The following is a 25,397-nucleotide window of genomic DNA, read 5'->3' as shown; positions in this document are numbered from 1 at the left end:
TTATTTCTCCTCTTGAGAGACACATTCTTTTGCTGCTTGAGCAACCTCTTTTGCTGGTTGAGTAAGATCCGGACCAAAGCCTAACCCTTCCACAATTCCAATAGTAAAAACACAGCCTTTCTGACCTGCTTTTGTTACCGCAAGTTTAGTATATTTATCTAATGCTTTGGTTAGTGTTGCTGGATTACGATCTTTCCCACTATGAGAAGCAATAATAATCATATCCATATCACTCACAGATAATGCTTCTAAAGATACTGGCTTAACACTTTTAAACTGTGATTTGAAAATATTTTGACTGCCTACAATATCAATCATTCCATCACCTGCGGTTTCATCACCAAATCCCATAAATCGATCAACCCCACCATCCATAAAGAACGCTATTTTAGGTTGAGTAGGATAACTCTCAATAATTTTAGTTATTTCTGCTTTATCTTTATTGATACGTTCAATCAGTGGTTTTGCTTGCTCTGTTGCATTTAAGGTACTCGCAATTAACTGAATATCATCAATAACGCCATCAAGCGATTTTTTATCTGTTATTGTAATGGTTTTGACTTTTGATGATTTTAATTGAGAGATCACATTTGGTGGACCAGTATCAGGTGCTAGAACAACTAAATCAGGATGCATTGCTAAAATACCTTCCGATGATAATGCTCGGCGATAGCCAATTTTAGGCTTCTTCTTCATAATATCAGCAGGTAAAGTACTTGTGGTATCCACTGCAACCAAGTCATCTGCCAATCCTAATTCAGCAATAATTTGAGAGGCATTGCCAGTCGTCGAAACAATACGATGATAAGATTCTGCATTGATTGATGCAGAAAGTGTTGTTAAAACAAATAAAGCACTGATTTTTCTTTTATTCAATGCTTCTGAGTGTAAATTAGCGATCAGTGTTTTTATAAACATAAAATTAGCTTTCCTTTTCAAAATTTAATTATCCGTAAATATTATCATTTGTATTTATTATGGTGTCAATAAATTTTATGAAAATGTTTCATTTGTTAATAATTTGTGTAAAATAAACTTCGTTAACCAGCTCTTGCTATTTTTGAAAAAACAAGTAAGATACGCTTCCTAATTTTCACTTGGGTTCCCTAACCCCAAATTTATTTTTCATCAAAAAGGACACAATTATGCTTTTAAATATTGACTTTTCAGATCGTCAAAAACGTCGCTCATTATTACTATTATCGCTTTTTCATATTTTTATTCTTGCAATTAGTAATTATCTGGTACAACTTACCTTTGAAATAAAAATCCCCTTTACTGATTTAGCGATACCAACCACTTGGGGAACGTTTTCATTTCCTTTTATTTTTTTGGCGACAGATTTAACTGTACGAGTATTTGGCACAAAATTGGCACGCCGAATTATTTTTTTAGTAATGTTTCCTGCTTTAATTGTTAGTTACATTATGTCTGTTATTTTCTTTGAAGCACAGTTTCAAGGTTTTAATTCATTAGCTAATTTTAATTTCTTTGTTTTTCGTATTGCCCTAGCAAGCTTTACTGCTTATATTATTGGGCAGCTAATGGATATTTTTATATTTAATAAACTTCGTCAAAAATCACGCTGGTGGATTGCTCCAACGTCATCAACATTATTTGGTAGTTTGGTTGATACTTTAGTGTTCTTTGCAGTGGCATTTTATCAATGTGCAGATCCTTACCTAGCAGAACATTGGTTTGATCTGGGTATTGTCGATTATTTTGTCAAAATCTCGGTGAGTATGGCACTTTTCTTGCCACTTTATGGTGTCTTATTAACCATTATTATTAAGAAGTTTGATTTAGCAACAGCGGAATAAATTTGCAAAAAATATACAACAAGTAACCGCTTATGATATTATCCACAAACTGTAAATTTATTTTGCTAAATAAAAGGGAGTATTTTATGAAATTAAGACAATACATTTGTATCGTTGCTTTATCAATATCTGCGATTGGTATAACAGGCTGTACATCAACAAGTCAAATTAATAATGAAGCGGCCAATAGTTATATGAAAGTGGTTTCACAAGCTAAATCAAAAGGTGTTGTTGATACTCAATCTCAAACTGCTAAACGAGTTAAAACGATTTTTAACCGAATGGTTCCTTATGCTAAAAAAGCCAACCAAACGGGCGTGCCATTTAATTGGGAAATGACCGTAGTCAAATCTAAAGAGCTGAACGCTTGGGCGATGCCGGGTGGAAAAATGATGGTTTATACTGGGTTGGTTGATAAATTAAACCTTTCTAATCCTGAAATTGCGACTGTTATCGGACACGAAATGGCTCACGCATTAAAAGAACATAGTAAATCTTCTCGCTCTGTAAGTGTGGTTACAGGTATTGCCGCAACTATTGGTAAGGTCGCACTTTCAACGCAAGGTATTTCAACAAATGTAGGTGGCTTTGATATCGTTGATATTACAAAAGATCTTGCATTAGATAAACCTTTCTCTCGTCACCACGAAACAGAAGCTGATGAAGTTGGTTTGATGTTGATGGCTCAATCAGGTTATGATCCAAGTGCTGCTCCAAATGTATGGACAAAAATGAGTAAAGCTGTTGGTGGAGCAGGGATTTCTATTTTTTCTACTCATCCAACTAATGCTGAGCGTCAAGCCAATTTACAACGCTTATTACCTGAAGCAATGAAACTTTATAAAGCAGCGAAAAAATAATTCTTAATACACAAAAAAGCCCTTATTGATTAAGGGCTTTCTTTTAGTTATTTTAATTTACACAATTAACGCATCGTCACAAATTCTTCCGAACCTGTTGGGTGGATTGCTACGGTGTTATCAAAGTCGGCTTTTGTTGCACCCATTTTGATTGCCACCGCAAAACCTTGAATCATCTCATCCACACCAAAGCCGATACCGTGTAAGCCGACAATTTTCTCATCTTTACCTGCACAAACCAACTTCATTTTGCAAGGCTGACGGTGTTGAGTTACCGCAGTGTACATTGCCGTAAATGATGAAGTGTAAACTTTCACGTTTTCTTCGCCATATTGCTCAATCGCTTGTGGTTCGGTTAAACCGATCGTACCAATCGCTGGGTGGCTGAATACCACCGTTGGAATCAAGCTGTAATCTAAATGCTCGTTTGGTTTATTATTGAATAAACGCTCAGATAAACGACGTCCCGCTGCCACTGCCACAGGGGTCAATTCCACGCCACCTTCAATAATATCGCCGACCGCATAAATGCCTTCAACGTTGGTATTTTGGAATTTATCCACTTTGATAAAGCCACGTGCGTTTGTTTCCACGCCTGTTACATCAAGGTTGATCACGTCCGTTGCTGGCTGACGACCGATTGCCCAAATTAAGCAATCTACGGTTTGCTCACGACCGTCTTCTAATTTTAAGGTTACTGAACCATCTGCATTTTTAACCACTTCTTGTGGAATTGCTTGGGTGTGTAATTGAATGCCGTCTTGGGCTAACACTTCTAATAAGGTATCCACAATGAACGGATCAAAAGTACGCAATGGACTATGCTTACGCACAAATAAATGAGCCTCAGCGCCTAAGCTATTTAATACGCCTGCAAGTTCTACGGCGATATAACCTGCACCCACCACAGCCACACGTTTAGGTAATTCGGTTAATTCAAAGAAACCGTTAGAATCAATACCGTATTCTGCCCCTTTAATATTTGGACGTGTTGGACGACCACCCGTTGCGATCAAAATATGCTCCGCCGTGATTTGTTCGCCGTTCACTTCAACGGTATTTTTATTCACAAATTTCGCAAAACCCTTGATCACATCGATATTATTTTTGGCTAACACATTGTTATAAGACTGATGAATACGCCCGATATAAGCTTGACGATTTTCGATTAATTTTGAAAAATTAAAGTTTTTCAAATCAACATTAAAACCATAATCAGGAGCATAAAGTTTAATTGCTTCTGCAATTTGTGCCCCGTGCCACATTACTTTTTTTGGCACACAGCCTACGTTCACGCAAGTACCACCTAAATCTTGTGCTTCAATAATCGCACATTTTTTGCCATAGCTTGCTGCACGGTTAATTGAGGCAATACCACCGCTACCACCACCGATAGCGATATAATCATAATGTTTTGTCATAGTTTGTTCCTGTTGTATAAGTGTATAAGCGGTAACATTTGATAAAGATTTTACCAAATTTAAAATAGAAAAGAACCCTTTTAATTTGATAGGATTTATTGATTGATTATGAATATGGAAAATAGAGCGTATAGGAAGTCACGATGAAATTGTTTAGTTTAGTTTAGTTTTTGGTTTTTTTCAGCTATAATTTCACAAAGATTTTTATACTACATCAATCATTTTAAGGAAACAATATGGGTTTTTTAACAGGTAAACGTATTTTAGTCACAGGTTTAGCAAGTAATCGTTCTATTGCTTATGGTATTGCTCAAGCTTTTGCTCGTGAGGGGGCTGAGTTAGCCTTCACTTATCTAAACGATAAATTAAAACCTCGTGTGGAAAAATTTGCACAAGAGTTTGGAGCAAAAATTGTATTGCCTTTAGATGTGGCGAGTGATGAAAATATCACGGAATGTTTTTCAGAATTAAATAAACATTGGGATAAATTTGACGGTTTTGTTCACGCAATTGGTTTTGCTCCAGCGGATCAATTAGAGGGTGATTATGTCAATGCTGCCACTCGTGAAGGATTTAAAATTGCACACGATATTAGTGCATATAGTTTTGTTGCGATGGCTCAAGTGGCTCGTCCTATGTTAAATCCAAATTCAGCATTATTAACCCTTTCTTATTTAGGGGCAGAGCGTTCAATTCCTAACTATAACGTGATGTGTTTAGCAAAAGCGTCACTTGAGGCGAGTACACGTGTGATGGCGGCAGATTTAGGTAAAGAAGGCATTCGTGTCAATGCAATTTCAGCAGGTCCAATTCGTACTTTAGCGGCTTCTGGCATTAAAGATTTCAAAAAAATGCTTTCTACTTTTGAAAAATCAGCACCACTGAAACGTACTGTGACTATTGAAGATGTGGGTAATTCAGCTGCATTTTTATGTTCTGATTTAGCCTCTGGTGTAACTGGCGAAATTTTACACGTTGATGCAGGCTTTAGTACTACGGCAATGTCAAATTTAAGTGAGTAAGTATGAGTGTAAAGACATAGCATTAGGCTATGTCTTTACACAATTTTTATCAAAATATATCACTAGGATTATTGAAAGAACTGTTCAATTTGTTCATTAGTTAAATGCCCAGCTTGAGATTTTTTGATGTTAAGATCTTTATCTAAAATGATACTTGAAGGATAACCACGAATTCTGGCTCGTTTAATAATTTCCCCTTTTTCATCAAGTAATACGGTGATGTTTTTATACTCTAATCCTTTATACCATTGAATAAATTTCTCAGTCGGTTTTTCACCTCTGTGAGTTGGCGAAACAAGGGTAATTACTTCAAAATTTTTGCCTTTTTCTGCACTTAATTTATCAATATCAGCTAATCCAGCTAAACAGAATGGACACCACGATGCCCAAACTTTCACATAAACGTCTTTACCCTTATATTGATTAAGAGAAATAGACTGATTATTCAAATCTTTAAGTGGAATATCCGCTAAGCTTATTTGTGCATTGGCAGTGATTGAGAATAGTGCCAGCAATATAGAAAAATATTTTTTCATTTTTTGTTCCTTACATAAAGATATTTAAGTTATTCGTAATCAGCAAAATACCCATTAAGATAATCAGTACGCCACCAAAAATTTTGAATTTACCAAGATGATTATTTAATACTTTGGCTTTTTTCAATAATTCTTCTGAGAAGAATGAGAAAATCACAAAAGGTGTGGCAAGTCCAAGTACATATACAAACATCATTGTTACTCCATAAAATGCCGAACTATCTTGGCTTGATAGAGCTAATACTGAAGCTAGAATGGGACCGATACAGGGTGTCCAACCTAAGCTAAATGTTAGTCCTAAAATAAAGGCTTCAATCGAGGCACTTTTGCCTGAGGTTTTAATTTCTACGGTTTTGGTTCTTTCTAAAAATCCGAATTTAATGATATCTAATTGATGAATACCAAGAATAATGACGATTACCCCTGCGACAACAAGGGTGGTATCATTAAAGAGCAGGTCACCTAAAAAACTAAAACTAAATCCGAGTCCAATAAAAGTAACAGATAAGCCTAAAATAAATAGAAATGTATTGAGGATTTTTTTGCCCCCTTTACTTAAAATACCAAAATAGATCGGCATAATCGGAAAAATACACGGCGATAAAAAAGAGGCGAGCCCCGCTAAAAATACACTACTAATTACTAATTGTTGTTCAATCATTTTATTTTGCTTGTCCTGTTATTTGGTTGATTAAATAGCCATATCCTTCGGCTTCCATTTGTTCTAATGGAATAAATTTAATTGCGGCACTGTTAATGCAATAGCGTAAGCCACCTTTGTCTTTTGGACCGTCATCAAAAACGTGTCCTAAGTGTGCTTGACCACTACGGCTTAAAACTTCGGTTCTGACCATATTAAAGCTGGTATCGTCATCATAATTTACGACATCTTTATCGATTGGCTTGGTAAAACTTGGCCAACCACAGCCCGATTCAAATTTATCCATTGATGAAAATAACGGTTCGCCAGTGGTGACATCTACATAAATACCGTCTTTAAAATTATCCCAATATTCATTACTGAACGAATGCTCAGTGTTTTTCTTTTGGGTAACGCTGTATTGTAACGGCGTTAATTTTTCTTTTAATTCGTTATCGCTTGGCTTTGGGTAATCATTTGGATCAATGATGACCTTGTTCGCTTTCTCTAAATCAATATGGCAATAACCATTCGGATTTTTTGCTAAATAATCCTGATGATAGTCTTCCGCTAATACATAATTTTTTAACGGCTCAACTTCGACTTGAATTTTATCTTGATATTTTTTCTGTTGTTGCTCAATCACTTTTGATACAACGGCTTTATCCATCTCATTTTGGTAGTAAACGCCAGTACGATATTGTCTACCACGATCGTTGCCTTGTTTATTTACACTGGTCGGATCGATCACTTGAAAATAGTATTTTAATAATTTTTCTAACGAAACTTTATTGGCGTCGTAAGTAACTTTTACCGTTTCAGCGTGATCGGTTTTCCCGATAAGCTGATAAGTGGTTTGAGATGTTTTGCCATTTGCATAGCCTGAAACCGCATCTTTTACGCCATATATTTTTTCCATATAGGCTTCAATACCCCAGAAACAACCGCCCGCTAAGTAAATATGTTGCAAGTTTTCAGTTTGTGTTTGCGTCATCATTGTATGCTCCATTGTTTTTTCGTTTTCATTATTTGCGGTTACCTTTAACGATAATAGCGTTAAAGGAATGAATAATAAATAGCTTAATTTCATTGAGTATCCTTTTATTTAAAAATAATTTCTGCTTAAAAGTTTTTATCCTTTATAATGTTAGTCGTAGTAATCACAAAATGCTTACACATTTTTTTATATTTTTTTAAGGAAGTAAAAATAGTGATAAATAATGCAATCAATAATTCCTTTTCTGATCAGCAATTAAACGAAATTCGAGAGCAGATGTTAAAATTTGCTTACTTACAACTTAACAATAGTGATATTGCAGAAGATATGGTTCAAGAGGCATTATTAGGTGCTTTAAATAATATTACTCACTTTAAACGTCAAGCAGCACTTAAGACATGGATCTTTGCAATTTTAAAAAATAAGATTATTGATTATCTGCGTCAAAAAGATCGCTTAGTGCTAGAAAGTGATTTAATCACAGAAGAGAATGAAAATACATTTTTTGATCAAAAAGATCACTGGAAACCACAATATAGTCAAACGTCGTGGCAAGATAATGAAGATAAAATTTACTCAAAAGAATTTTGGTTGATTTTTGAAGCCTGTTTAACTCATTTACCAGCAAAGCAAGCTCAGGTCTTTATGATGAGAGAGTATTTAGACTTTCCATCCAAAGAAATTTGTGAAACCGTTAAAATCACAACGAGTAATTTACATATTTTTTTATATCGTGCCAGATTACAATTACAGCATTGTTTGTCTAGAAAGTTAAAATTGGAGGATTAAAAATGAAATGTTTACAAGTCACGCAATTAGTTTCACAATCCCACGAAAGAAAATTAAAATTCAATGAAAAGTGTGGAGTGATGGTTCATTTAGTTATTTGTCCTCAATGTCGTCATTTTAAACAAAATTGTCAACAAATGAGTGAAATTATGAAAAAATTTGCGAATGAAGAGTAAAACAAGCGGTAAGATAAAAAGAAAAATTTGCAAATTTTGTGTTTTATCTTACCGCTAGGGCAAGGCAAGATAGCACTTAAAACCTAATAAAAATTTTTACAAAATATTATGGGTATAAATCTAGCGGGTAGATTAAATCGAAAATTTACAAAATTCAATTCCTTATTTTGTAAATTTCTGTTTCTTTTTTGAGTCATAAGGCGATATAATGTAAACAGTTAGATTGAATTTTAACTAGTTTTTTTTATTTTTTTCTTCTTGCTATAAGGAAACTTGCAATGAATACTCTAAACAAACAAACAAACAAACAAACAAACAAACAAACAAACAAACAAACAAACAAACAAAGCTAAAATTTGCCTATCTTAGTTCCTTTGTGCTTTTCTCTTTTCACCAGCTTTTGCAGATGCTCAACCTATTATTGCTCAAAAAATAGATTTAGGAGTGTCATCTGGAGAGGTTTCTGCTTTTAGTGGTGATAACACAGTTGTGGGTATTTTTACTTTTGGCAACCACCCTAACGACAAGTCCATAATTTTATCAGGTCCAAATTGGACAAAACGAACTACATTAGGGACATTTAACCCAGATAATAGTGGGTCAAGTACCCTTCTCTATTTAAATGATGATGGCACTGTTGCGGCGGGTAATGCGAAGAATGATAATGAACGAGATCCTAGAGGGCGAGGCATCATTTGGTCAGGTCCAAATTGGGCAACTAAAACAGAGTTAGGTTCATTAAGAGCAGATAATACGGGAATTTCTTCGGTTGCGGGCTTAAGCAGTGATGGTACTATTGCGGCGGGGGATACTAAAAAAGATGGTGAGAATAAATTTAGGGCGATCGTTTGGTCAGGACCAAACTGGGCAACAAAAACAGATTTAGGAACATTAAAAAGAGATAATAGAGGATACTCAGGTGTCAATGGTTTAAGTCGTGATGGTACTATTATAGTGGGTTCTGCTTTCAATGATAATAATCAAACAAGAGGCATTGTTTGGTCGGGACCAAATTGGGGTACAAAAACGGACTTAGGCACATTAAAAACCGATAATAGTGGAGAATCTTGGGTAAGTACTTTGAGTGGTGATGGTATGGTTGTAGGTGGAGCGGCTCAAAATGATAATAATGAACAGAGAGCCACCCTTTGGTCAGGACCAAATTGGACTACCAAAACTGACTTAGGTACATTAAAAGCCGATAATAGTGGAGGAGCTTGGGTTTGGGTTTTAAATGATGATGGTACTATTGCTGGAGGCACGGCTCCAAATGATAATAATGAACAGAGAGCCATCCTTTGGTCAGGACCAAATTGGACAACCAAAACTGACTTAGGCACATTAAAAGCGGATAATAGTGGAAATTCTAGCGTTACTGCTTTAAGTCGTGATGGCCGTTTTGCGGGAGGGACTGCTGAAGATGAGAATGGTGTTTCTAGAGCAACCGTTTGGAAAGTGAAAAACATAAATAATCTAACAAAAATAGATATTGAACACACCAAATTAAGTATGGTGTATTTGGGTAATGATGCACTTGGTGTCACTTCTTTACAAACGCATATCTTACAACGCTTACAACAAAGTCGCTATTTAAAAAAAGGTAAAATAGGTTACAGCATTCGTCAAGATGTAGCAGGTCAAAAAGGTAATAAAACAGCCAGTGTTGGGTTGGGTTTATCTTATGGTTTTGGAAAGGGGATAACAGCAGGAATTAACTTTGATAAAAGTTTATCACGCCAATTACCAGAAAGTTATAAAACAGACGGAAATACAGGATTAGGGCTGTTTGCTAACTGGAAAAATAATCATTGGTTTATTGAAACAGCAGCAGCGTGGCAAAGAGACAGAGTAAAAGTGAAACGCCCATTATTGCCAAATACAGAAGAGGGAAGTAACAAAACCACAATGAAAGGTTCTGCATTTTCTTTCACAACTGGATATGATTTTGGCAAAATATCGGTTTATAGTTCATTGCGTTATAACCACATTACTCGTGATGCTTATGTAGAAAAGAATGCTGAATTTGCGGCGAGTTTTGAAAAAATTAACTATACAGATACTGCTTTGGCATTAGGGGTTGAAGGCAGATTGCCATTAACACATAAACTAAGTTTATTAGCCAGTGCGGAAGTAGAGCAGCAATTAACAGGAGATAATCCAACCTATACAGTTTCAATGCCTTTTGTGGGAGGATTTAGCAAGACAGCCAAAATCACTAAAACACGTGGACGAGTACAAACAGGGTTAAGCTATAATATCAACCCTGCTCTTTCAGTGAGTTTTATGCCTTATTATGAACGAACTGCTTTTGGTTACAATGGCTGGGGAACATCGTTACAGTTAAAAGGAACGTTTTAATTTAATTGTTAATTAAAATTAATCTGCACTCAATTGGGTGCAGATTTTTTTATGCTAGAAGAAAATGAAGAGAACTTAATATCTTTTCGTTGTAGTATTTGTCAGGTATATCAAAAAATAGTATTAGTTTGCCTTAGGGTAACCATAAATTTTTACCTATTGATTTTTATTAGATTTGAATATTATCTTGCTCTAATTAAAGTATGATTTTGCCTCCCCGCTAGGGTTATTGCATTCATTTTATTGAAATAACAGAAAAGCCCCCCATATTAGGGTTTTATTATTGATATATTTAAAATAGAGTTGGAGATTAAGTTATGATGAGAATGTTTTTATTCCTCGCAACCAATATGGGAGTTATGGTTGTTTTAGGAATTATTTTAAGTTTTACAGGAATTGAGCGTAGCAGTTTAACTGGCTTGTTATTAATGGCAACAATGTTTGGATTTGCGGGTTCTATTATTTCGTTATTTTTATCCAAAACAATGGCACTGCGTTCTGTGGGAGCGGAAATTATTCAAACCCCTCGCAACAATGCAGAGCAGTGGTTAATGGATACCGTACAACGTCAAACAGAGCAAGCAGGTATTCCAATGGTTGATGTCGCTATTTATCATTCTGCCGATGTGAATGCTTTTGCAACTGGGGCAACGAAGAAAAGTTCCCTTGTTGCAGTAAGTACAGGTTTACTTAATACAATGACACAAGAGGAAGCAGAGGCAGTGATTGCTCACGAGGTATCACATATTGCCAATGGTGATATGGTGACAATGACTTTATTACAAGGTGTGTTAAATACTTTTGTGATTTTTATCTCTAGAGTGATTGCAAGTGTGATTTCTCGAGGCGAGAATGGGCAAAGTCGCAGTACTGGAATGTATTTTCTGGTTTCGATGGTGTTGGAATTTGCATTAGGTATATTAGCGAGTATGATTGCAATGTGGTTTTCTCGTTATCGTGAATTTAGAGCAGATGCAGGTTCAGCCAGTTTAGTTGGAAAAGAAAAAATGATTGCAGCATTGCAACGGTTACAATCTATTCACGAACCACAAGAAATGCAAGGTTCATTGTCTGCTTTTATGATTAATGTAACAAGCAAAGAATTATTTAGCAGCCATCCACCATTAGAAAAACGAATTGAAGCATTAAGAAATTTATCTCAGTTTGAACAAGCAAAGTAAGGAAAATAAAATGGAAAAACAGTATCCAGAAACAATCTTTAGTAAAATTATTAGCAAAGAAATTCCTGCAGATATCGTCTATCAAGATGAGTTAGTCACGGCTTTTAGAGATATCTCGCCTCAAGCTAAAACACATATTTTAATTATTCCTAATAAATTTATTCCAACAGTTAATCACGTGACTACAGAAGATGAGTTGGTACTAGGACGCTTGATGACAGTAGCCGCAAAGATTGCCAAAGAAGAAGGCATTGCAGAAGAGGGCTATCGCTTAGTAATGAATTGTAATAAACACGGTGGACAAGAAGTGTTTCATATTCATTTACATCTTATTGGCGGTGAGCAACTGGGAAAAATGGTTTAAAAAATAGGTAAAGTTCAGTGAAAAAAGCAACCTTATTCCAAATAGCCACAATATTTATTTCTTTGATATTGTTAAGTGGTTGTATTAGTAAAAACACCGATTCACTCGGTGTGACAACCAATCGACCATTAGTTAATATTGCAGAGAATATTGCCTCACAGCTTGATGTAGATGCAGATGTGGAGTATTTGGCTATAAAAAACAGTTCAACTAAAGAAGTGAGTTTAGCCTATAAATTGTTTTGGTATAGTCAACGAGGGACAACCCAAGTTGGAACAGATGAATGGCATAATTTAGCGTTAAAGCCTTCCCAAAAACAACAGATTGAGCTAAATAAACCAACACAGCAAAGTTATTATTATCGTATTTATATACGTAAAAACTAATTTAAATGAACCTAGAAAATTGGCTTGAAAACTATTTTAAACAAGCGGTCACATTTGTAAAAAATTCTGCAAATCTAACCGCTTGTAGTCAAATAATTGAGCTGGAGAATGGCGAGTGTTATATTCTTCATCAACAAAGTGAACGAGCAACAAACTTAGGGATTAATTATGGATTAGAATGGCAAATTTTAAACACTATCACACCGCTTAATATTGCTCCTAACGTGCTTTATCATAATCAAGAATTTACGCTATTAAGCTATATTAAAGGGGCAGAAGTTACTCAATTTTCACTCCCTTTACTCTCTCAATTAGCACAACATCTTGCTAAGTTACATCAATTTAATGATCAACAAGCGGTACGATCTTTACAGAAATTTGCAAATTTCGATATTGTAGAGCGTTGTTATTTTTTGTATCAACAGTTATCACCACAACAAAAAAAGCATATTGATATCTCCATATTAAAACAGATCAAATTAAAACCAGTTAAACCTTTTGCAAAGGGTATCTGTCACCACGATTTACATTTAGGTAATTTTATAGAAAACGATGGTCAATTATTTTTAATTGATTGGGAATATGCCGCTGTTTCAGATCCTGCGTTGGATATCGCTCTTTTTTTTAATGCCAATAAGCTGACAACAAAGCAGAAAAATTATTTTTTTGATTATTATCTGGAGCTAACCAAATTTAATCAACAGGCATTTAAATCAAAAATTAATGAATACCAAGTGGTGGTTAACCTATTAAACCAAGTGTGGGAAGAAGTAGCGAAATAAAAAATCCCTCATCTTTCTAATAGAATGATGAGGGAAGTAAATTTTTTATTAAACTACATAAACCAACCTGTTGTAGTGACAGTCTTCTTATCAAAGAATTTTATCATACCGACGACTACACGAAAGATGTACCATATTCCAATGATAAATAGCAGGATAATTCCAATACCGATAAAAGAGAGAATGAAACCAATAATAGTACTAATAAATACCATAAAGAAAGTACGAATTAAGTAAGTAATATGTGATTCATAAAAGGTTCCTTTCATTTCATCACGCTTTACATAAGCAACAATAAAGCCAACAAAAGCTAGTGTAACACCAGAAAAAATACTTATCGCATATAAAATATAGATAGCTAACATCCAATTTTGTTGAGATTGATTTGCTGAAACTAAATCTGTTGTATTTTGATTAAGAACAGTCATTTTTCTTTCCTTTTTTACAACAATAATAAAAATCCCTTTAACTTATGTGGTTAAAGGGACGTTGTTTAATTAAAAATTCGCATTTCGTGGTGCACGTGGGAATGGGATAACATCACGAATATTTTGTAAACCTGTTACATAAACAATCAAACGTTCAAACCCTAATCCAAAGCCTGAATGAGGTACTGAACCGTATTTACGTAAATCACGGTACCACCAGTAATCTTCAGGGTTTAATCCCATTTCTTCCATACGTGCATCTAACACCTCTAAACGCTCTTCACGTTGTGAACCACCGATGATCTCGCCAATTCCGGGTGCTAAAACATCCATTGCAGCAACGGTTTTACCGTCATCATTTAAACGCATATAGAAAGCTTTAATATCTTTTGGATAGTTTTTTACCACCACTGGCGATTTAAAGTGTTCTTCTGCTAAATAGCGTTCGTGTTCTGATGAAAGATCAATTCCCCATTCAACGGCAAATTCAAATTTTTTGCCTGATTTTAATAATACATCAATCGCATCAGTGTAATCAATTTGAGCAAAATCAGAATTCACAAAACTTTCTAAACGTGCAATAACGCTTTTATCAATGTGTTTAGCGAAGAATTGTAAATCATCAGCACGTTCTGTTAAAACGGCGTTAAATACATATTTCAACATTCTTTCTGCAAGGGCTGCATTGTCTGCTAAATTAGCAAAAGCCACTTCAGGTTCCACCATCCAAAATTCAGCGAGATGACGTGTAGTATTTGAGTTTTCCGCACGGAATGTTGGACCAAAAGTATATACTTTACTTAATGCACAAGCATAGGTTTCAGCATTTAATTGACCAGATACCGTTAAAAATGCTTCTTTACCAAAGAAATCTTCATTAAAGTCAATCTCACCTTTTTCTGTACGAGGTAAGTTTTCTAAGTCTAAGGTAGAAATACGGAACATTTCGCCCGCACCTTCGGTGTCAGAAGCAGTGATTAGTGGTGTTGCCACCCAGTAAAAACCTTCTTCGTGGAAGAAACGATGGATGGCTTGTGCTAAACAGTGGCGAACACGAGTCACCGCGCCAATTAAATTTGTACGAGGGCGTAAGTGGGCAACTTCACGTAAATACTCCATAGAGTGACGTTTTGCTGCCATTGGGTAAGTATCAGGATCTTCAACCCAACCCACCACTTTAACTTGTGTTGCGTGAAGTTCAACGGCTTGCCCTTTTGCAGGTGATTCAACAACCGTCCCAGTTACCTCGACAGAGCAACCTGCGGTAAGTTTTAATACTTCTTGTTGATAATTTTCAATATCGTTATTAACGATAGCCTGAATAGGATCAAAACAAGACCCATCATAGACCGCAAGGAAAGATAATCCTGCTTTAGAATCACGGCGAGTACGTACCCAACCACGAACAGTAATTGTTTTACCAACGGTAATTTTTTCTGATAACACATCAGAAATAGAAGAAAATTGTGACATTATTACCTCAATATATTTTAATTATTTTGTTAGTTTAAATGGAAAATTGGAATATGGCGTACCATTTACTTTTATTGTTAAAGTATAGTCCCCTAAAGGGTCTTCTTTTGAAAAATACCAACAGTTATTACTGATAAAACCATCTTGAGAACTTTCTTTTTTTGAAAGAAGAGTATGTTTTGTTTTATTACTATTTGTGATTATTTTACTTATTCCATTATCAAAATAGCCATTTGGTGGAGAGGTAAATTCCTCTACAATGTCATACTGAGTATTAGCTTCAAGATCACTGATATCCCAACATAAACGAGTCTTTTTCTTTGAAATAGAAATAGTATTTGTTTCTGAAGAATTATCAATGTGTATTTTTACGTTCGGTTCTGCAAAACTTGTTTGAGTACTAAATAGTAAAATAAGACCAGTAATGAGTGTTGCTAAGTTTAATTTTTTCATAGTGATTTCCATTATAGAGTTAAATTTGTTTGCTAGATTGTTCACGTAACTGTTTTGCAACGAGATTAATTGCTTCTCCGTGTGCCATTCCTTGCTGTACGAGTTGTTGAATTTTTTCAACTGCTTGTTGCTGTTGTTCGTGGGTTAACTCAAGCTGAGTATCATTATACATCTTTTCTTTCCTCTTTTTCTAGTATTACCAACTTCCACCAGCACCACCGCCACCAGAACTTCCTCCGCCGAAGCCACCGCCTCCGCCAAAGCCTCCACTTCCAAAACCACTGTTGCCCCCACCAAATCTACCAGAATGATGAGACATTGAGCCAATACCCCCTAGTGAGCTTGGACTTATATAGTGATTTTTACGTCCAATACTATTAAAAATAACAAATAATAGGAATGCAACGCCTAAGAAAATAAAGAAACCATCAAAGGGATCGGCTTTCTCTTTTTCTAATTCTAGCGGTTTATATTCTCCCTTTGTTGCTTGAATAATGGCAGATAAGCCACTTGCAATACCTTCTGCATATTTGTTCTTTTTGAAAAAGGGAACAATATTATGGCGAATAATGGTTGAAGCGATTATGTCAGGCAATGCACCTTCTAAACCTCTACCTGTTGCAATAAAAAGTTTATGATCATTTTTGGCAATCAGTAATAATACGCCATTATTTTCTTTTTGGCGTCCAATTCCCCATTTATTAAATAAATTAAAGCTATAACTAGAAACGTCTTCTCCCTCAGTAGACGGAATAATTACAACTGCAATTTGTGAACTGGTTTGTTGTCCATAATTTACAAGTGCTGTTTCTAATTGTTGTTGTTCCGATTGGGTTAATGTTTTGGTGTAATCAGAGACATATTGAAAAGGTTTTGGCACATCAGGGTAATTTGCTTGAGCAGATAAACTGATAAAAAGAGCAAAGATAATGCCAATATGTAATAAAATACGCTTTATCATTTTATAATGACCTCATTTGAAAGTTCATCAATATCATCAGTTTGAATTGGGTAATATTTTACGAGTTGAGTTTCCACTTCTTTAATCCCATTGCAAATTGCTTGGGTAAAGTTACCGCGTTGACATTGCTGTTTCATTGCATCATACACCGCTTGCCAAAACTCATCACCGACTTTCTGATGAATACCTTTATCACCAATTACTGCCACATAATGCGGTTTAAAAGATAAATAGATTAACACCGCATTGTGTTGTGCCGTTTGATACATTTCTAATTCATTAAACAGTTGTTCAGCACGCTCAATCGCAGAATGGGTTTTTGCTTTACGTTCTACCACAACCCGTAATTCAGCGGAGGTGTGTTGTTCTAAATGAGCAATGGCTTGTTCAATTTGTTGTGTATCAACAGGTAATTTTTTACTAAAAAAAGAAAAGAGTTTCATCGTGTTACCATTAGTATAAATGACATCAAGCGGTTAGATTTTTACAAAAATTTGCAAATTTTTCATCAGATCTTACCGCTTGCTAAGTCAATCATTTTAATTAAAGTTTACCGTTGGTGCATTTTCCGCACCTGCACTTGCTTTAAATTGTGGTTTTGATTGAAAACCAAATAAAGCTGCAAACAATTTAGTTGGGAATTGACGTACTTTTTTATTATATTCTTTTACGGCATTATTAAAGTTATTGCGAGCCATATTAATACGATTTTCTGTTCCTTCCAATTGAACTTGAAGATTTAAAAATCCCTCGTGTGCTTTTAATTCAGGGTATCTTTCTACACTAACTAATAAACGAGCTAATGCTGAGTTTACGCCTTGTTGAGCTTGTTGGAATTTTTCCATCTGTTCTGGTGTTGCTTTGCTTGGGTCGATAGTGGTTTGCGTTGCTTTCGCACGAGCTTCAATCACTGCACTTAAGGTCTCTTTTTCAAAATTAGCTTGCCCTTTGACGGTATTCACTAAATTAGGAATTAAGTCTGCACGGCGTTGATAAGCTGACTCCACATTTCCCCAAACAGAATTGATATCTTCTTCTGCTGTAACTAAACCGTTATAACTATTTTTTAAGGTAAAACCACCCAAAACAGTGATAACGACTAAGCCGATTAAAATCCACTTTTTCATAAATTAAGCTCCCAATAGATAGAAAAAAACAGATAGAAAAAAAGCGAGCATTTAACCGCTCGCTTCGTATTAAGTTTTGAAATTAACGACGTAAACCTAAACGTGCGATAGTGTCTGCATAACGATTTAGATCCGTACGTTTTAAGTAATCTAAAAGTTTACGACGGCGTGAAACCATTTTCAATAGACCACGACGACCGTGATGGTCTTTTTTGTGCTCTTTAAAGTGATTTTGTAAATGGTTAATTTGAGCAGTTAAAAGAGCGATTTGAACTTCAGATGAACCAGTATCTTTTTCATCACGACCAAATTCAGCAACGATTTTTGCTTTTGCTTCTGCACTTAGAGACATATTTTTACTCCTAAAATAAGTAAGTTAAAATTCATCAATAGCCGATCTCTAATTCAGCTATGACACAGAATAGCTAATTTTAAAGTAATATGATAAAAAATCAATAATTATTATTGTATATTACTATTAGAAAAATAAGCATAAAAATGTGATCATGCCTACAAAAGTCAACAAAAAATGTGAAAATATGATTTAGAATGAGATACAATCGAAATTAATTTTGAAACAGAGTATTGTTATGAAAATAAAACTGCTATTTTTAACCTTATTTTATGGTACTTCTTCACTAGCACAAAATCTTCCAGTATCAGATAATATCTTAAAACAGTCTGAGTTACGGCAAGCAACTATTAATCGTCAATTAGAAAAAACACCAAATAAGCCTACTACTTTATCTGTACCACGCTCTCAACATATCTCTCAAAATAATCATTCAATATGTTTTCCAATTAAAAAAATTGATTTTAATGTGTTAGGTAATACAGCACCTATTTCAGATTTTTATTCTATCATTACTAATGCATTAAATTCACAGAATTTAACATACCAGAAAATAACATCGTTGAAGTTTGAATTATTTGAACAGCCCCATTTTATTCCTTGCTTAAGCCTAAATGATATACGTATGTTAAATACAACTATTCAAAATAATATCATTACCAAAGGGTGGATTACCAGCCGCCTATTTATACCTAATCAATCATTAACTGATCGTACTTTAGAATTCTCTTTAATGCAGGGATTACTGAATAATATTGTTATCGATAAAAATAATATAGAAAAGACTTATGCGAATAGAGCAAATTTATTTACAGCATTTCCAAATGATAAAAATAAACCATTAAATTTACGTGATTTAGAGCAAGGGTTAGATAATTTACGTCGCTTACAAACTGTAAAAGCTGAAATTAATATTATCCCAAGCACACAACAAAATATGAGTGATGTAAAAGTACTTTGGCAACAACAAAAATATCCTATCCGAGTTAATTTTTCTTTTGATGATAGTGGTAGTAAATCAACAGGTAAGTATTTAGGCACAATTTCTATAGTGTGGGATAATCCTCTACACCTTAATGATATATTATCGGTAAGTTATACGCATAATTTAACATCAGGAAAAAAAGCAACAGATCCTAATGGTAAAGTAGACAAAGGAAAAACATCAAGTTATTCCATTGGGTACAGCGTTCCTTTTGGTTATTGGTTAGTTGATATGGGTATTAACCATTATTTTTATGACCAAGCAGTTATAGGAGTTAATCGTAATTATCATTATACTGGTACCAGTAATCAAGCTCACCTTAATTTATCAAAAGTGATATACAGAGATAATCAGCATAAAATAACTGCCCAATTAGGCGGTTGGTTTAAAGAGAATAAAAGCTATATTGATGATGTGGAAATTGATGTTCAACATCGTCGTACAGCAGGTTGGCAAGCAAATATTTCAAGTCACAGTTATTTTAAACTTGGGACACTTATTAGCAGTTTAACTTACAAACGAGGTACTCGAGCATTTAATGCTATTACCGCACCTGAAGAGTTATTTAATGAAGGTACTGCTAAATCTAAAATATGGATAGCGAATATTGATTGGCAAATGCCGTTTAAAGTTGGACATCAACAGTTTAGCTGGCATAGTCAATTACAAGGACAGTTCAATCAAACAGCACTGACCATACAAGACAATTTTAGTATAGGTAGTCGTTACAATGTACGAGGTTTTACTGGTGAACAAACATTATCAGCAGAACAGGGTTGGTATTTAAGAAATGATATTGTATGGCAATATAATGATAATCATCGAGTTTATCTTGGGTTAGATGTTGGAAAAGTTTTTGGAGATAAAAATAAAAATTTAGTAAGTGATACTCTTAGCGGTATGACATTAGGTTTTAATGGACAATACAAACATTATGGTAATTGGCATTATGATCTATTTATTTCCACACCTCAGGGCAAAATCATACTTGAACAATAATTAACCAAATATAAGTTGCTCTCTTATTTTATCTGACCATCCAGCTCGTTGTAGTTTACTCTTCATACTATCTTTGATTGGACTTAAACGAGCTAAATTCATCGCAAAACGCCTAAATATCGCCATATTTTCAGGGGCATTTTCTCGACGAATTCTTGATTCATCTTCTTTAAAAATCACATCAAGTACCCAGTGTGAACTGTTTTCAATACTCCAATGACTTCTTATTGCTTTTGCTACTATCTCAGGTGCAACAGGCAAAGAACTTATATAATAAGAGACTTCTTCACTCTTTTTTTCTTTGATTGTTCGTTTTCTAACAACTTCTATAATTGAATTTAAATTTGACCAACCATTTGTTTGTTCTAACCAGTCAGTTACAGCTAATTGTGTATAGGTTCTTTCTTCTAATCGCCCATGTTCACCATCAATCTGTTCAAATTTATTTTGTTCAATTAAAACAGGTGTATCTCGACGAGTTTTATGATAAAAACTTTCTATTTCTTGCAGTAGTTTTTTTTGATTATCTTTTACTTGAAGGACATAATCACCGCCTTTTTTATCAATTGCTTTTGTCACTTTTTTCAAGCAATGCATAGCATCAGCAGTAACAATATTTCCTTTTATTTCTAGGATTTCAATCAACTCTAAAACCGTTTCAACTTCATTCTTTTTACCTTTAGATTTACTTTGACTTAGCACTAGTTTCTGATCTGTCGCATAGGCTGAAACACTGTGTAATGCAGTCTTTCTATCACCATCAAAGGAATGACGAAGTGTTTTTCCATCAAATGCAATGACACTTTGTCCATTGGCTTCTCGTATTTCATTAACCCAACGCATAAAACAATGAGTTAACTCTTGTGGGTCTAGGGAACTTACAATCCTAGCAATCGTATCATCGACTGGAATACCATTTTCAAATGCCCTAAATTTACGTAACCACTGGAGTTTTTCATCACCAAATAACTTAATACCTTTCCAACCTTCCGCCCCTGATAAAATGGCGGTTACTGTTAGAAATATAATATCCAGTAAGTCATGTTTTTTATTAATATGTGAACGAGTATCTTCTAATTGATTAAAGTGCTCAATAAATGCCATTTTATGTCTCCTTTTATATAAAGGAGTATTTGATCATAAATTAAAGTTATATTCAATTAAAGTATGATCTTGCCCTGAATACGTTAGGTAATCAACCTACGGATGTATATAAGTTATACGATAAAGATGGAAATTTCCTTAAATATGGAATTTCTAAAGACCATAACACTAGATATAGTAAAAAAGAGTTAAACTTAGGGCGAACTAAACAATTAGGAACAAAAAAGATACCAAGGAAACGAGCAGAAAAAATAGAGCGTTATTTAACGGAGAAAAAACCAGGGATAATGAATAAAGAATCTTGGGCAGGAAAAAGAGATCCTAATCATCCTAATTATGATCCGAATTATATTCCTAAGTATAAAAGAAAAAACAATAAATAATAATTGGAGGTATTAAAAATGAGTTTAATCGGATTTAGTGCACAAATATGTGCTTATAATAAAGAGTCCCAAAGAATATTTGGAGCATCTCATGTGCTACTTAATAGAATTTTTCTTTCAGATGAAAAAATGTGTGGATATTTTAAGAATTTAGAGTATTTTTCTATTATTTTTCGTATTTGTGGTAAGGAAGGTGACTTTGATGGCGGAGAAGGTCCTGAGTTTTTGAAGAAAGTTCGGGGTGAGCAGGTTTATACCATTGATTTAACAATTCCAGTTTCTGCTTGGCAAAATAAAACAGAAATAGAAATAAGAGAGTATTTGGTTAATGGCATAAGTCAGTGTTTTGAATTGCTTAAGAAAAAAGCAATCAAAATAAAAGAAGTCATTGATGAAGAAAAATTAGATAATGATTTTAAATTAGGGTTACAAAAATATATGAATACACCTTTGCCTGAAATACCAGATTAAATTCGGATATTAAAAATATAAAGGATATAAAATATGACTAAAAAATATTTTTTACTACAAATAATGTCAGTAATATTATTTATTACTGTAGGTAATACTTCATTAGCAATAGATATGCAAGAAGCAAATCAAGAAACTATTGATGGAATAGTTGTTGGTTCTTTTACTCTTGGCAAAGAGCCAAAAGAAGAAGATTATAATAAGAAAAAAGCACATCAAGATGCTGAGTCTTTTGCAAAAATAAGTTTTAAGGAAATAAATGATCTCTTTGATATAGATGAAGAAAAATAACAGGTGGTTATTTTGGTGGAATAGTGCGAGCTAAAGATAGAAAATTTGTATTTTTATATATAAATATGGGGGTTACTTTAAAGAATGGTGAAAAAATTAATATTTATAAATCATCATTTATGGGTAAAACTAAGAAAAATACTAATGAATATTTTGTTGTATGTGCGAGTGATGAAGAAATGAAGCCACTGACAGGTGCTTGCCTTAAAAAAGTAGAAGAAGTTTTTGATATTAAGAGAAAAGATATGATTATGGAATAAGAGTATTTTTAGTAAATTCTTTTAGGTTTTAATGGTAGTTTTCAAAATTTACTTCAAAAATCTAGGTTTTGAGCATTACTATTCCTTGTTTTTGAGGGCAGTTAAAAATTGCAAATTTTTATTTAAATCACACCGCTCTACACGTATCTTTATTATAGATATTTTTTATTCTATTAAGATAGTTAATATGTTCTTTAAAAACTTAGTAAACTTAAAGCTATTCATTTTGCATATTTAGATATTGATACACCAAATACCAATATCACAGGTGAAATCAGTATTGGCAATGCTAGTTGGGAAATGAGTGAGTTACAAAGTGAAGATGTAGTAGCTAAAAATACTCACACCGCTTCACCAAATGAATTAATGGATTCAGCTAAAAATAATTTAGCCAATCAATCCTCTACTTTAAGTCATTTAAATGTTAATTTTGATGATGGCAAAAAGGACTATTTAACGCCGAGTTTAGCAGATAAAAGAAATGAGTATTTGAATAAAATTTCAGAGAAAGATTATTCATTTAATCATAAATCATCAAAAATAAATTGGTCTTCAAATACTAAAGAGATTAAGATTAAGATTAAGATAAAGGCGATACCTTCAACCTCATTCGAGCCATCAAATAACTCGTTACACAAAGTTGGAAAAATCACCACCGAGGCTATCCCATCAACTTCATTGGGACAATCAACTGATACACAATTAAGTGTCAATATGTCATCCACTCATTCTCCAGAATTGGACGAATTTAAAGCAGATGTCTCCTCTATCGCATCGTTGATTAATACGACACAGAAAGTGAATTGGCCTTCCATTACTTCACCAAAATTTAATGGCGGTGAGTTGAAGATAAATACATCTAAAATCACTTCTGTTGAAAAAAATAATGGGAGTCGTTTATCAATTGATGAAATTTCGCCTATTACTCCTTCAAAAGATTATATTCCTAATATCAAACTGAATATAGATAACAGTATCAGTATAAATACCAGTTTAGAAAGAAAACTACATCCAAAGATTAATGCGGATATTCATTTTGATAAAAATAATGTTGATAGGATTGATAATCAAAATAAGGTAAATGGTTTTAAAGATGACTACTCTGCTCGTCAGAAACAGCCAAAACCAAAGGCTTTTGAAAGTAATGGTGGTGTGGATTATGAGAGTGGGTTGGCAACAAATACATCTAGAAATACCAATAAATATAAACCTTCTGCTATAGGAATGGGGTATGGTGAAGAAGATGTATATAAAAAGGTTGCTCCTAGAGTAGATAAAATGACTAGTAGTATGGAGATTACTGATGAAGCTAGAGAGTTTAGTGAGATGGTACTTAGCTTTACTCCTGTAGGTGATTTTCAAAATATAGTAAACAAAAGTGGGTGGGAATTTGCAGTTGCTTGTATTAGTGCAATTCCTGTAGCAAAAGTAATTAAATTTGTGAAAAAATTAAATAAGACTCCAATAAATAATATTGGTAAAAATAATATTCATTTTAATGAAGAGCTACATAAGAAAATTAGTAATAAAGGGCAAGTAAAGAAAGCTTACTCTGGTAATAATATAGGAAAAAATAATCGCAGATTTAATAAAGAGTTACATAAAAATATTAATAAACGAGGAGAAATTGAAAAAGCTAGAAATAAGGCAAAGGCACAAAATTGGAAGGATGAAAAAGGTTGGGATATATATCCTGATAACACCAAAGATTTTGATGGATTACCAGGTACATATAAGAAGCAGCAATTTCAAGAGGGAGATATATTAACGAGGTATGTTCATAAAAAAAGGAAAAATTATAATCCAATAGAAGATACAGGTAGATATACTGCTCCAGAAGGCGTTCCTTTTGAGAAAAGAGCGATGCTAGGTAAAGAATCTGATTATGAAATTTTTAAATTCAAGGTTAAAAAACCTTTTGATAGTTCAAGAAGTAAGGTAACTCCTTGGTTTGATAAAAAGGGGTTGGGAATACAGGATCATCATACTCCTATTAATAAGTTGGTAGATCCTGATAGAGGTTATTTAGAATTTATAGGAAAGTAGTATGAAAACAGAAGAATTAATGCAGTTTTATTTGCTTGATTTTATGAAAAAATCAACTCAAGAGTGGTATTCAATGGTTGCTAATACCTTATGTATTTTTGATGATGCAGACGAATATGGTTTCTATGATTATGTAAATTGTTTTTTTATAGATGAAAAACAGTTAATTATTAAAAATAAATCTCCTCGAGATAGTTTTCTTTTGCTCTGTTTTCTTGCCCAAAAAGAAAATTGTAAAGCCCCTGATATTATGCAGTGGCTTAGTGGGATATCTTCAAAAGAAGAATATATTCAGCGAGAAAAATATATCAGGAAAAAAATAGCGTACCTTCAGCCTTGTAGCGTAGTATTTGAAGAAGAAGGAAAAGATATTTTTGAAGAGGATATAAGCTATGATTGGTATGGACCGACTCTTTTTGTAAAGGAAAAAGCAGACAGCTATGAAATTTATCATGATTATTACCCAGAAAGAAGTAATCATAGAATACAAGAGACTGTCGCAATTATTTATGATAAATCTTTGCTTTATCCTTACCTATTAAATAAGCAATTTTTTCTGTTACTTAATCGTGCTAGAGGTGAGTTACCATTACTTGATTAATAAACTAAATTATTATGCTTATTTTATGACCCAAAGAGTAGATAATACTATTTTAATAGCGGTTAGATTTACTTTATTTTTTGTAAAATAGAGTGAGTTATTTAACTTAATTATTTCTGATAAATTAGGAG

30 protein-coding genes are annotated in these 25,397 nt (G+C 33.8%); 16 read left to right on the top strand and 14 right to left on the bottom strand.

All coding sequences use genetic code 11. The features are described 5' to 3' along the window. A complete protein-coding gene (locus KGI96_RS07060; protein WP_211597651.1) occupies positions 1 to 918 on the bottom strand; it encodes a heme/hemin ABC transporter substrate-binding protein in 918 nt (305 codons plus the stop codon). 227 nt (positions 919 to 1,145) lie between these two features. Here KGI96_RS07060 and KGI96_RS07055 point away from each other — a divergent pair, with 227 nt between their 5' ends. Beyond that, positions 1,146 to 1,820 carry a 7-cyano-7-deazaguanine/7-aminomethyl-7-deazaguanine transporter gene (locus KGI96_RS07055; RefSeq protein ID WP_211597652.1) on the top strand — a complete coding sequence of 225 codons (675 nt, stop codon included), beginning with the start codon at positions 1,146 to 1,148 and terminating at the stop codon, positions 1,818 to 1,820. An 86-nt stretch (positions 1,821 to 1,906) separates the two neighbouring features. Then, on the top strand, positions 1,907 to 2,680 hold the full coding sequence (locus tag KGI96_RS07050; protein WP_211597653.1) for a M48 family metallopeptidase: 774 nt from the start codon (positions 1,907 to 1,909) through the stop codon (positions 2,678 to 2,680). A gap of 65 nt (positions 2,681 to 2,745) precedes the next feature. On the opposite strand, the gene gorA is transcribed toward KGI96_RS07050, so the two are convergent. Next, positions 2,746 to 4,101 carry a glutathione-disulfide reductase gene (gorA, locus tag KGI96_RS07045; protein WP_211597654.1) on the bottom strand — a complete coding sequence of 452 codons (1,356 nt, stop codon included), beginning with the start codon at positions 4,099 to 4,101 and terminating at the stop codon, positions 2,746 to 2,748. Between the two features lie 236 nt (positions 4,102 to 4,337). On the opposite strand from gorA, the gene KGI96_RS07040 reads away from it, so the two are divergent. Continuing rightward, positions 4,338 to 5,123 carry an enoyl-ACP reductase FabI gene (locus tag KGI96_RS07040; protein ID WP_211597655.1) on the top strand — a complete coding sequence of 262 codons (786 nt, stop codon included), beginning with the start codon at positions 4,338 to 4,340 and terminating at the stop codon, positions 5,121 to 5,123. 68 nt (positions 5,124 to 5,191) lie between these two features. Here the strand turns inward: KGI96_RS07040 and KGI96_RS07035 are convergent, their stop codons facing one another. Genes KGI96_RS07035 through msrB form a run of 3 tightly spaced genes read right to left on the bottom strand, consistent with a single transcriptional unit; the run spans position 5,192 to position 7,389 of the window. After that, positions 5,192 to 5,659, bottom strand: a complete 468-nt coding sequence (locus KGI96_RS07035) for a redoxin family protein (RefSeq protein ID WP_211597656.1) — start codon at positions 5,657 to 5,659, stop codon at positions 5,192 to 5,194. A 10-nt stretch (positions 5,660 to 5,669) separates the two neighbouring features. Further along, on the bottom strand, positions 5,670 to 6,320 hold the full coding sequence (locus KGI96_RS07030; protein ID WP_211597657.1) for a cytochrome c biogenesis protein CcdA: 651 nt from the start codon (positions 6,318 to 6,320) through the stop codon (positions 5,670 to 5,672). A gap of 1 nt (position 6,321) precedes the next feature. Continuing rightward, positions 6,322 to 7,389, bottom strand: a complete 1,068-nt coding sequence (msrB, locus tag KGI96_RS07025; RefSeq protein WP_211597658.1) for a peptide-methionine (R)-S-oxide reductase MsrB — start codon at positions 7,387 to 7,389, stop codon at positions 6,322 to 6,324. 120 nt (positions 7,390 to 7,509) lie between these two features. Here msrB and KGI96_RS07020 point away from each other — a divergent pair, with 120 nt between their 5' ends. The 7 genes from KGI96_RS07020 to KGI96_RS06990 all read left to right on the top strand — a co-directional run bounded on the left by KGI96_RS07020 (position 7,510) and on the right by KGI96_RS06990 (position 13,332). Continuing rightward, on the top strand, positions 7,510 to 8,085 hold the full coding sequence (locus tag KGI96_RS07020) for a sigma-70 family RNA polymerase sigma factor (RefSeq protein WP_267873262.1): 576 nt from the start codon (positions 7,510 to 7,512) through the stop codon (positions 8,083 to 8,085). 2 nt (positions 8,086 to 8,087) lie between these two features. After that, positions 8,088 to 8,261 (top strand): anti-sigma factor family protein, encoded by a 174-nt coding sequence (locus tag KGI96_RS07015; protein ID WP_211597660.1) that lies wholly within the window; start codon positions 8,088 to 8,090, stop codon positions 8,259 to 8,261. A gap of 444 nt (positions 8,262 to 8,705) precedes the next feature. Further along, positions 8,706 to 10,619 carry an autotransporter domain-containing protein gene (locus tag KGI96_RS07010; RefSeq protein WP_213156407.1) on the top strand — a complete coding sequence of 638 codons (1,914 nt, stop codon included), beginning with the start codon at positions 8,706 to 8,708 and terminating at the stop codon, positions 10,617 to 10,619. 317 nt (positions 10,620 to 10,936) lie between these two features. Next, positions 10,937 to 11,800 (top strand): protease HtpX, encoded by an 864-nt coding sequence (htpX, locus tag KGI96_RS07005; protein ID WP_211599415.1) that lies wholly within the window; start codon positions 10,937 to 10,939, stop codon positions 11,798 to 11,800. Between the two features lie 10 nt (positions 11,801 to 11,810). Beyond that, entirely contained in the window at positions 11,811 to 12,164 is a 354-nt protein-coding gene (locus KGI96_RS07000) for an HIT domain-containing protein (RefSeq protein WP_211599414.1), read from the top strand. Between the two features lie 17 nt (positions 12,165 to 12,181). Further along, positions 12,182 to 12,550 carry a DUF1425 domain-containing protein gene (locus tag KGI96_RS06995; protein WP_211599413.1) on the top strand — a complete coding sequence of 123 codons (369 nt, stop codon included), beginning with the start codon at positions 12,182 to 12,184 and terminating at the stop codon, positions 12,548 to 12,550. A 5-nt stretch (positions 12,551 to 12,555) separates the two neighbouring features. Then, positions 12,556 to 13,332 carry a phosphotransferase gene (locus KGI96_RS06990; RefSeq protein ID WP_213156406.1) on the top strand — a complete coding sequence of 259 codons (777 nt, stop codon included), beginning with the start codon at positions 12,556 to 12,558 and terminating at the stop codon, positions 13,330 to 13,332. 53 nt (positions 13,333 to 13,385) lie between these two features. On the opposite strand, the gene KGI96_RS06985 is transcribed toward KGI96_RS06990, so the two are convergent. The 8 genes from KGI96_RS06985 to rpsO all read right to left on the bottom strand — a co-directional run bounded on the left by KGI96_RS06985 (position 13,386) and on the right by rpsO (position 18,126). After that, positions 13,386 to 13,760 (bottom strand): DUF4870 family protein, encoded by a 375-nt coding sequence (locus tag KGI96_RS06985; RefSeq protein ID WP_211599411.1) that lies wholly within the window; start codon positions 13,758 to 13,760, stop codon positions 13,386 to 13,388. 69 nt (positions 13,761 to 13,829) lie between these two features. Then, positions 13,830 to 15,233: an asparagine--tRNA ligase gene (gene asnS, locus KGI96_RS06980; RefSeq protein ID WP_211599410.1), complete on the bottom strand. Its 1,404-nt coding sequence runs from the start codon at positions 15,231 to 15,233 to the stop codon at positions 13,830 to 13,832. A gap of 21 nt (positions 15,234 to 15,254) precedes the next feature. Further along, entirely contained in the window at positions 15,255 to 15,686 is a 432-nt protein-coding gene (locus KGI96_RS06975) for a PM0630 family protein (protein WP_211599409.1), read from the bottom strand. Between the two features lie 19 nt (positions 15,687 to 15,705). Beyond that, complete coding sequence (locus tag KGI96_RS06970) at positions 15,706 to 15,858, bottom strand: YoaH family protein (protein WP_211599408.1); 153 nt, start codon at positions 15,856 to 15,858, stop codon at positions 15,706 to 15,708. Positions 15,859 to 15,882: 24 nt separating this feature from the next. Continuing rightward, a complete protein-coding gene (locus KGI96_RS06965) occupies positions 15,883 to 16,647 on the bottom strand; it encodes a TPM domain-containing protein (RefSeq protein ID WP_211599407.1) in 765 nt (254 codons plus the stop codon). Continuing rightward, on the bottom strand, positions 16,644 to 17,090 hold the full coding sequence (locus KGI96_RS06960; RefSeq protein WP_211599406.1) for a TPM domain-containing protein: 447 nt from the start codon (positions 17,088 to 17,090) through the stop codon (positions 16,644 to 16,646). The genes KGI96_RS06965 and KGI96_RS06960 overlap by 4 nt, the downstream gene beginning before the upstream one ends. A gap of 96 nt (positions 17,091 to 17,186) precedes the next feature. Further along, positions 17,187 to 17,774 (bottom strand): LemA family protein, encoded by a 588-nt coding sequence (locus KGI96_RS06955; protein ID WP_211599405.1) that lies wholly within the window; start codon positions 17,772 to 17,774, stop codon positions 17,187 to 17,189. 82 nt (positions 17,775 to 17,856) lie between these two features. Next, positions 17,857 to 18,126 (bottom strand): 30S ribosomal protein S15, encoded by a 270-nt coding sequence (rpsO, locus tag KGI96_RS06950; RefSeq protein ID WP_090921316.1) that lies wholly within the window; start codon positions 18,124 to 18,126, stop codon positions 17,857 to 17,859. A 238-nt stretch (positions 18,127 to 18,364) separates the two neighbouring features. Between rpsO and KGI96_RS06945 the strand changes: the two genes are divergently transcribed. Continuing rightward, a complete protein-coding gene (locus tag KGI96_RS06945; protein ID WP_211599404.1) occupies positions 18,365 to 20,110 on the top strand; it encodes a ShlB/FhaC/HecB family hemolysin secretion/activation protein in 1,746 nt (581 codons plus the stop codon). Here the strand turns inward: KGI96_RS06945 and KGI96_RS06940 are convergent, their stop codons facing one another. Continuing rightward, entirely contained in the window at positions 20,111 to 21,214 is a 1,104-nt protein-coding gene (locus tag KGI96_RS06940; protein ID WP_213156405.1) for an ISAs1 family transposase, read from the bottom strand. It lies immediately after the preceding gene. Between the two features lie 401 nt (positions 21,215 to 21,615). On the opposite strand from KGI96_RS06940, the gene KGI96_RS06935 reads away from it, so the two are divergent. From KGI96_RS06935 to KGI96_RS06915, 5 genes are all read left to right on the top strand, one after another. Then, complete coding sequence (locus tag KGI96_RS06935; protein ID WP_211597912.1) at positions 21,616 to 22,068, top strand: Imm44 family immunity protein; 453 nt, start codon at positions 21,616 to 21,618, stop codon at positions 22,066 to 22,068. 33 nt (positions 22,069 to 22,101) lie between these two features. Next, the gene (locus KGI96_RS06930) at positions 22,102 to 22,359 is read left to right on the top strand and encodes a hypothetical protein (RefSeq protein ID WP_213156403.1); all 258 of its coding nucleotides are present in this window, start codon (positions 22,102 to 22,104) and stop codon (positions 22,357 to 22,359) included. Between the two features lie 23 nt (positions 22,360 to 22,382). Then, entirely contained in the window at positions 22,383 to 22,619 is a 237-nt protein-coding gene (locus tag KGI96_RS06925; RefSeq protein ID WP_213156402.1) for a hypothetical protein, read from the top strand. Between the two features lie 300 nt (positions 22,620 to 22,919). Continuing rightward, the gene (locus tag KGI96_RS06920; RefSeq protein WP_211597910.1) at positions 22,920 to 24,665 is read left to right on the top strand and encodes a TNT domain-containing protein; all 1,746 of its coding nucleotides are present in this window, start codon (positions 22,920 to 22,922) and stop codon (positions 24,663 to 24,665) included. Position 24,666: 1 nt separating this feature from the next. Beyond that, a complete protein-coding gene (locus KGI96_RS06915; protein ID WP_211597909.1) occupies positions 24,667 to 25,266 on the top strand; it encodes a hypothetical protein in 600 nt (199 codons plus the stop codon). Positions 25,267 to 25,397 lie beyond the last annotated feature (131 nt).

This window comes from Phocoenobacter atlanticus subsp. cyclopteri, from assembly GCF_018343795.1.
GTDB classification, from domain to species: Bacteria; Pseudomonadota; Gammaproteobacteria; order Enterobacterales; family Pasteurellaceae; genus Phocoenobacter; species Phocoenobacter atlanticus.
Note: the sequence above shows the minus strand (reverse complement) of the source record. Positions and strands in the feature narration are given on the sequence as shown.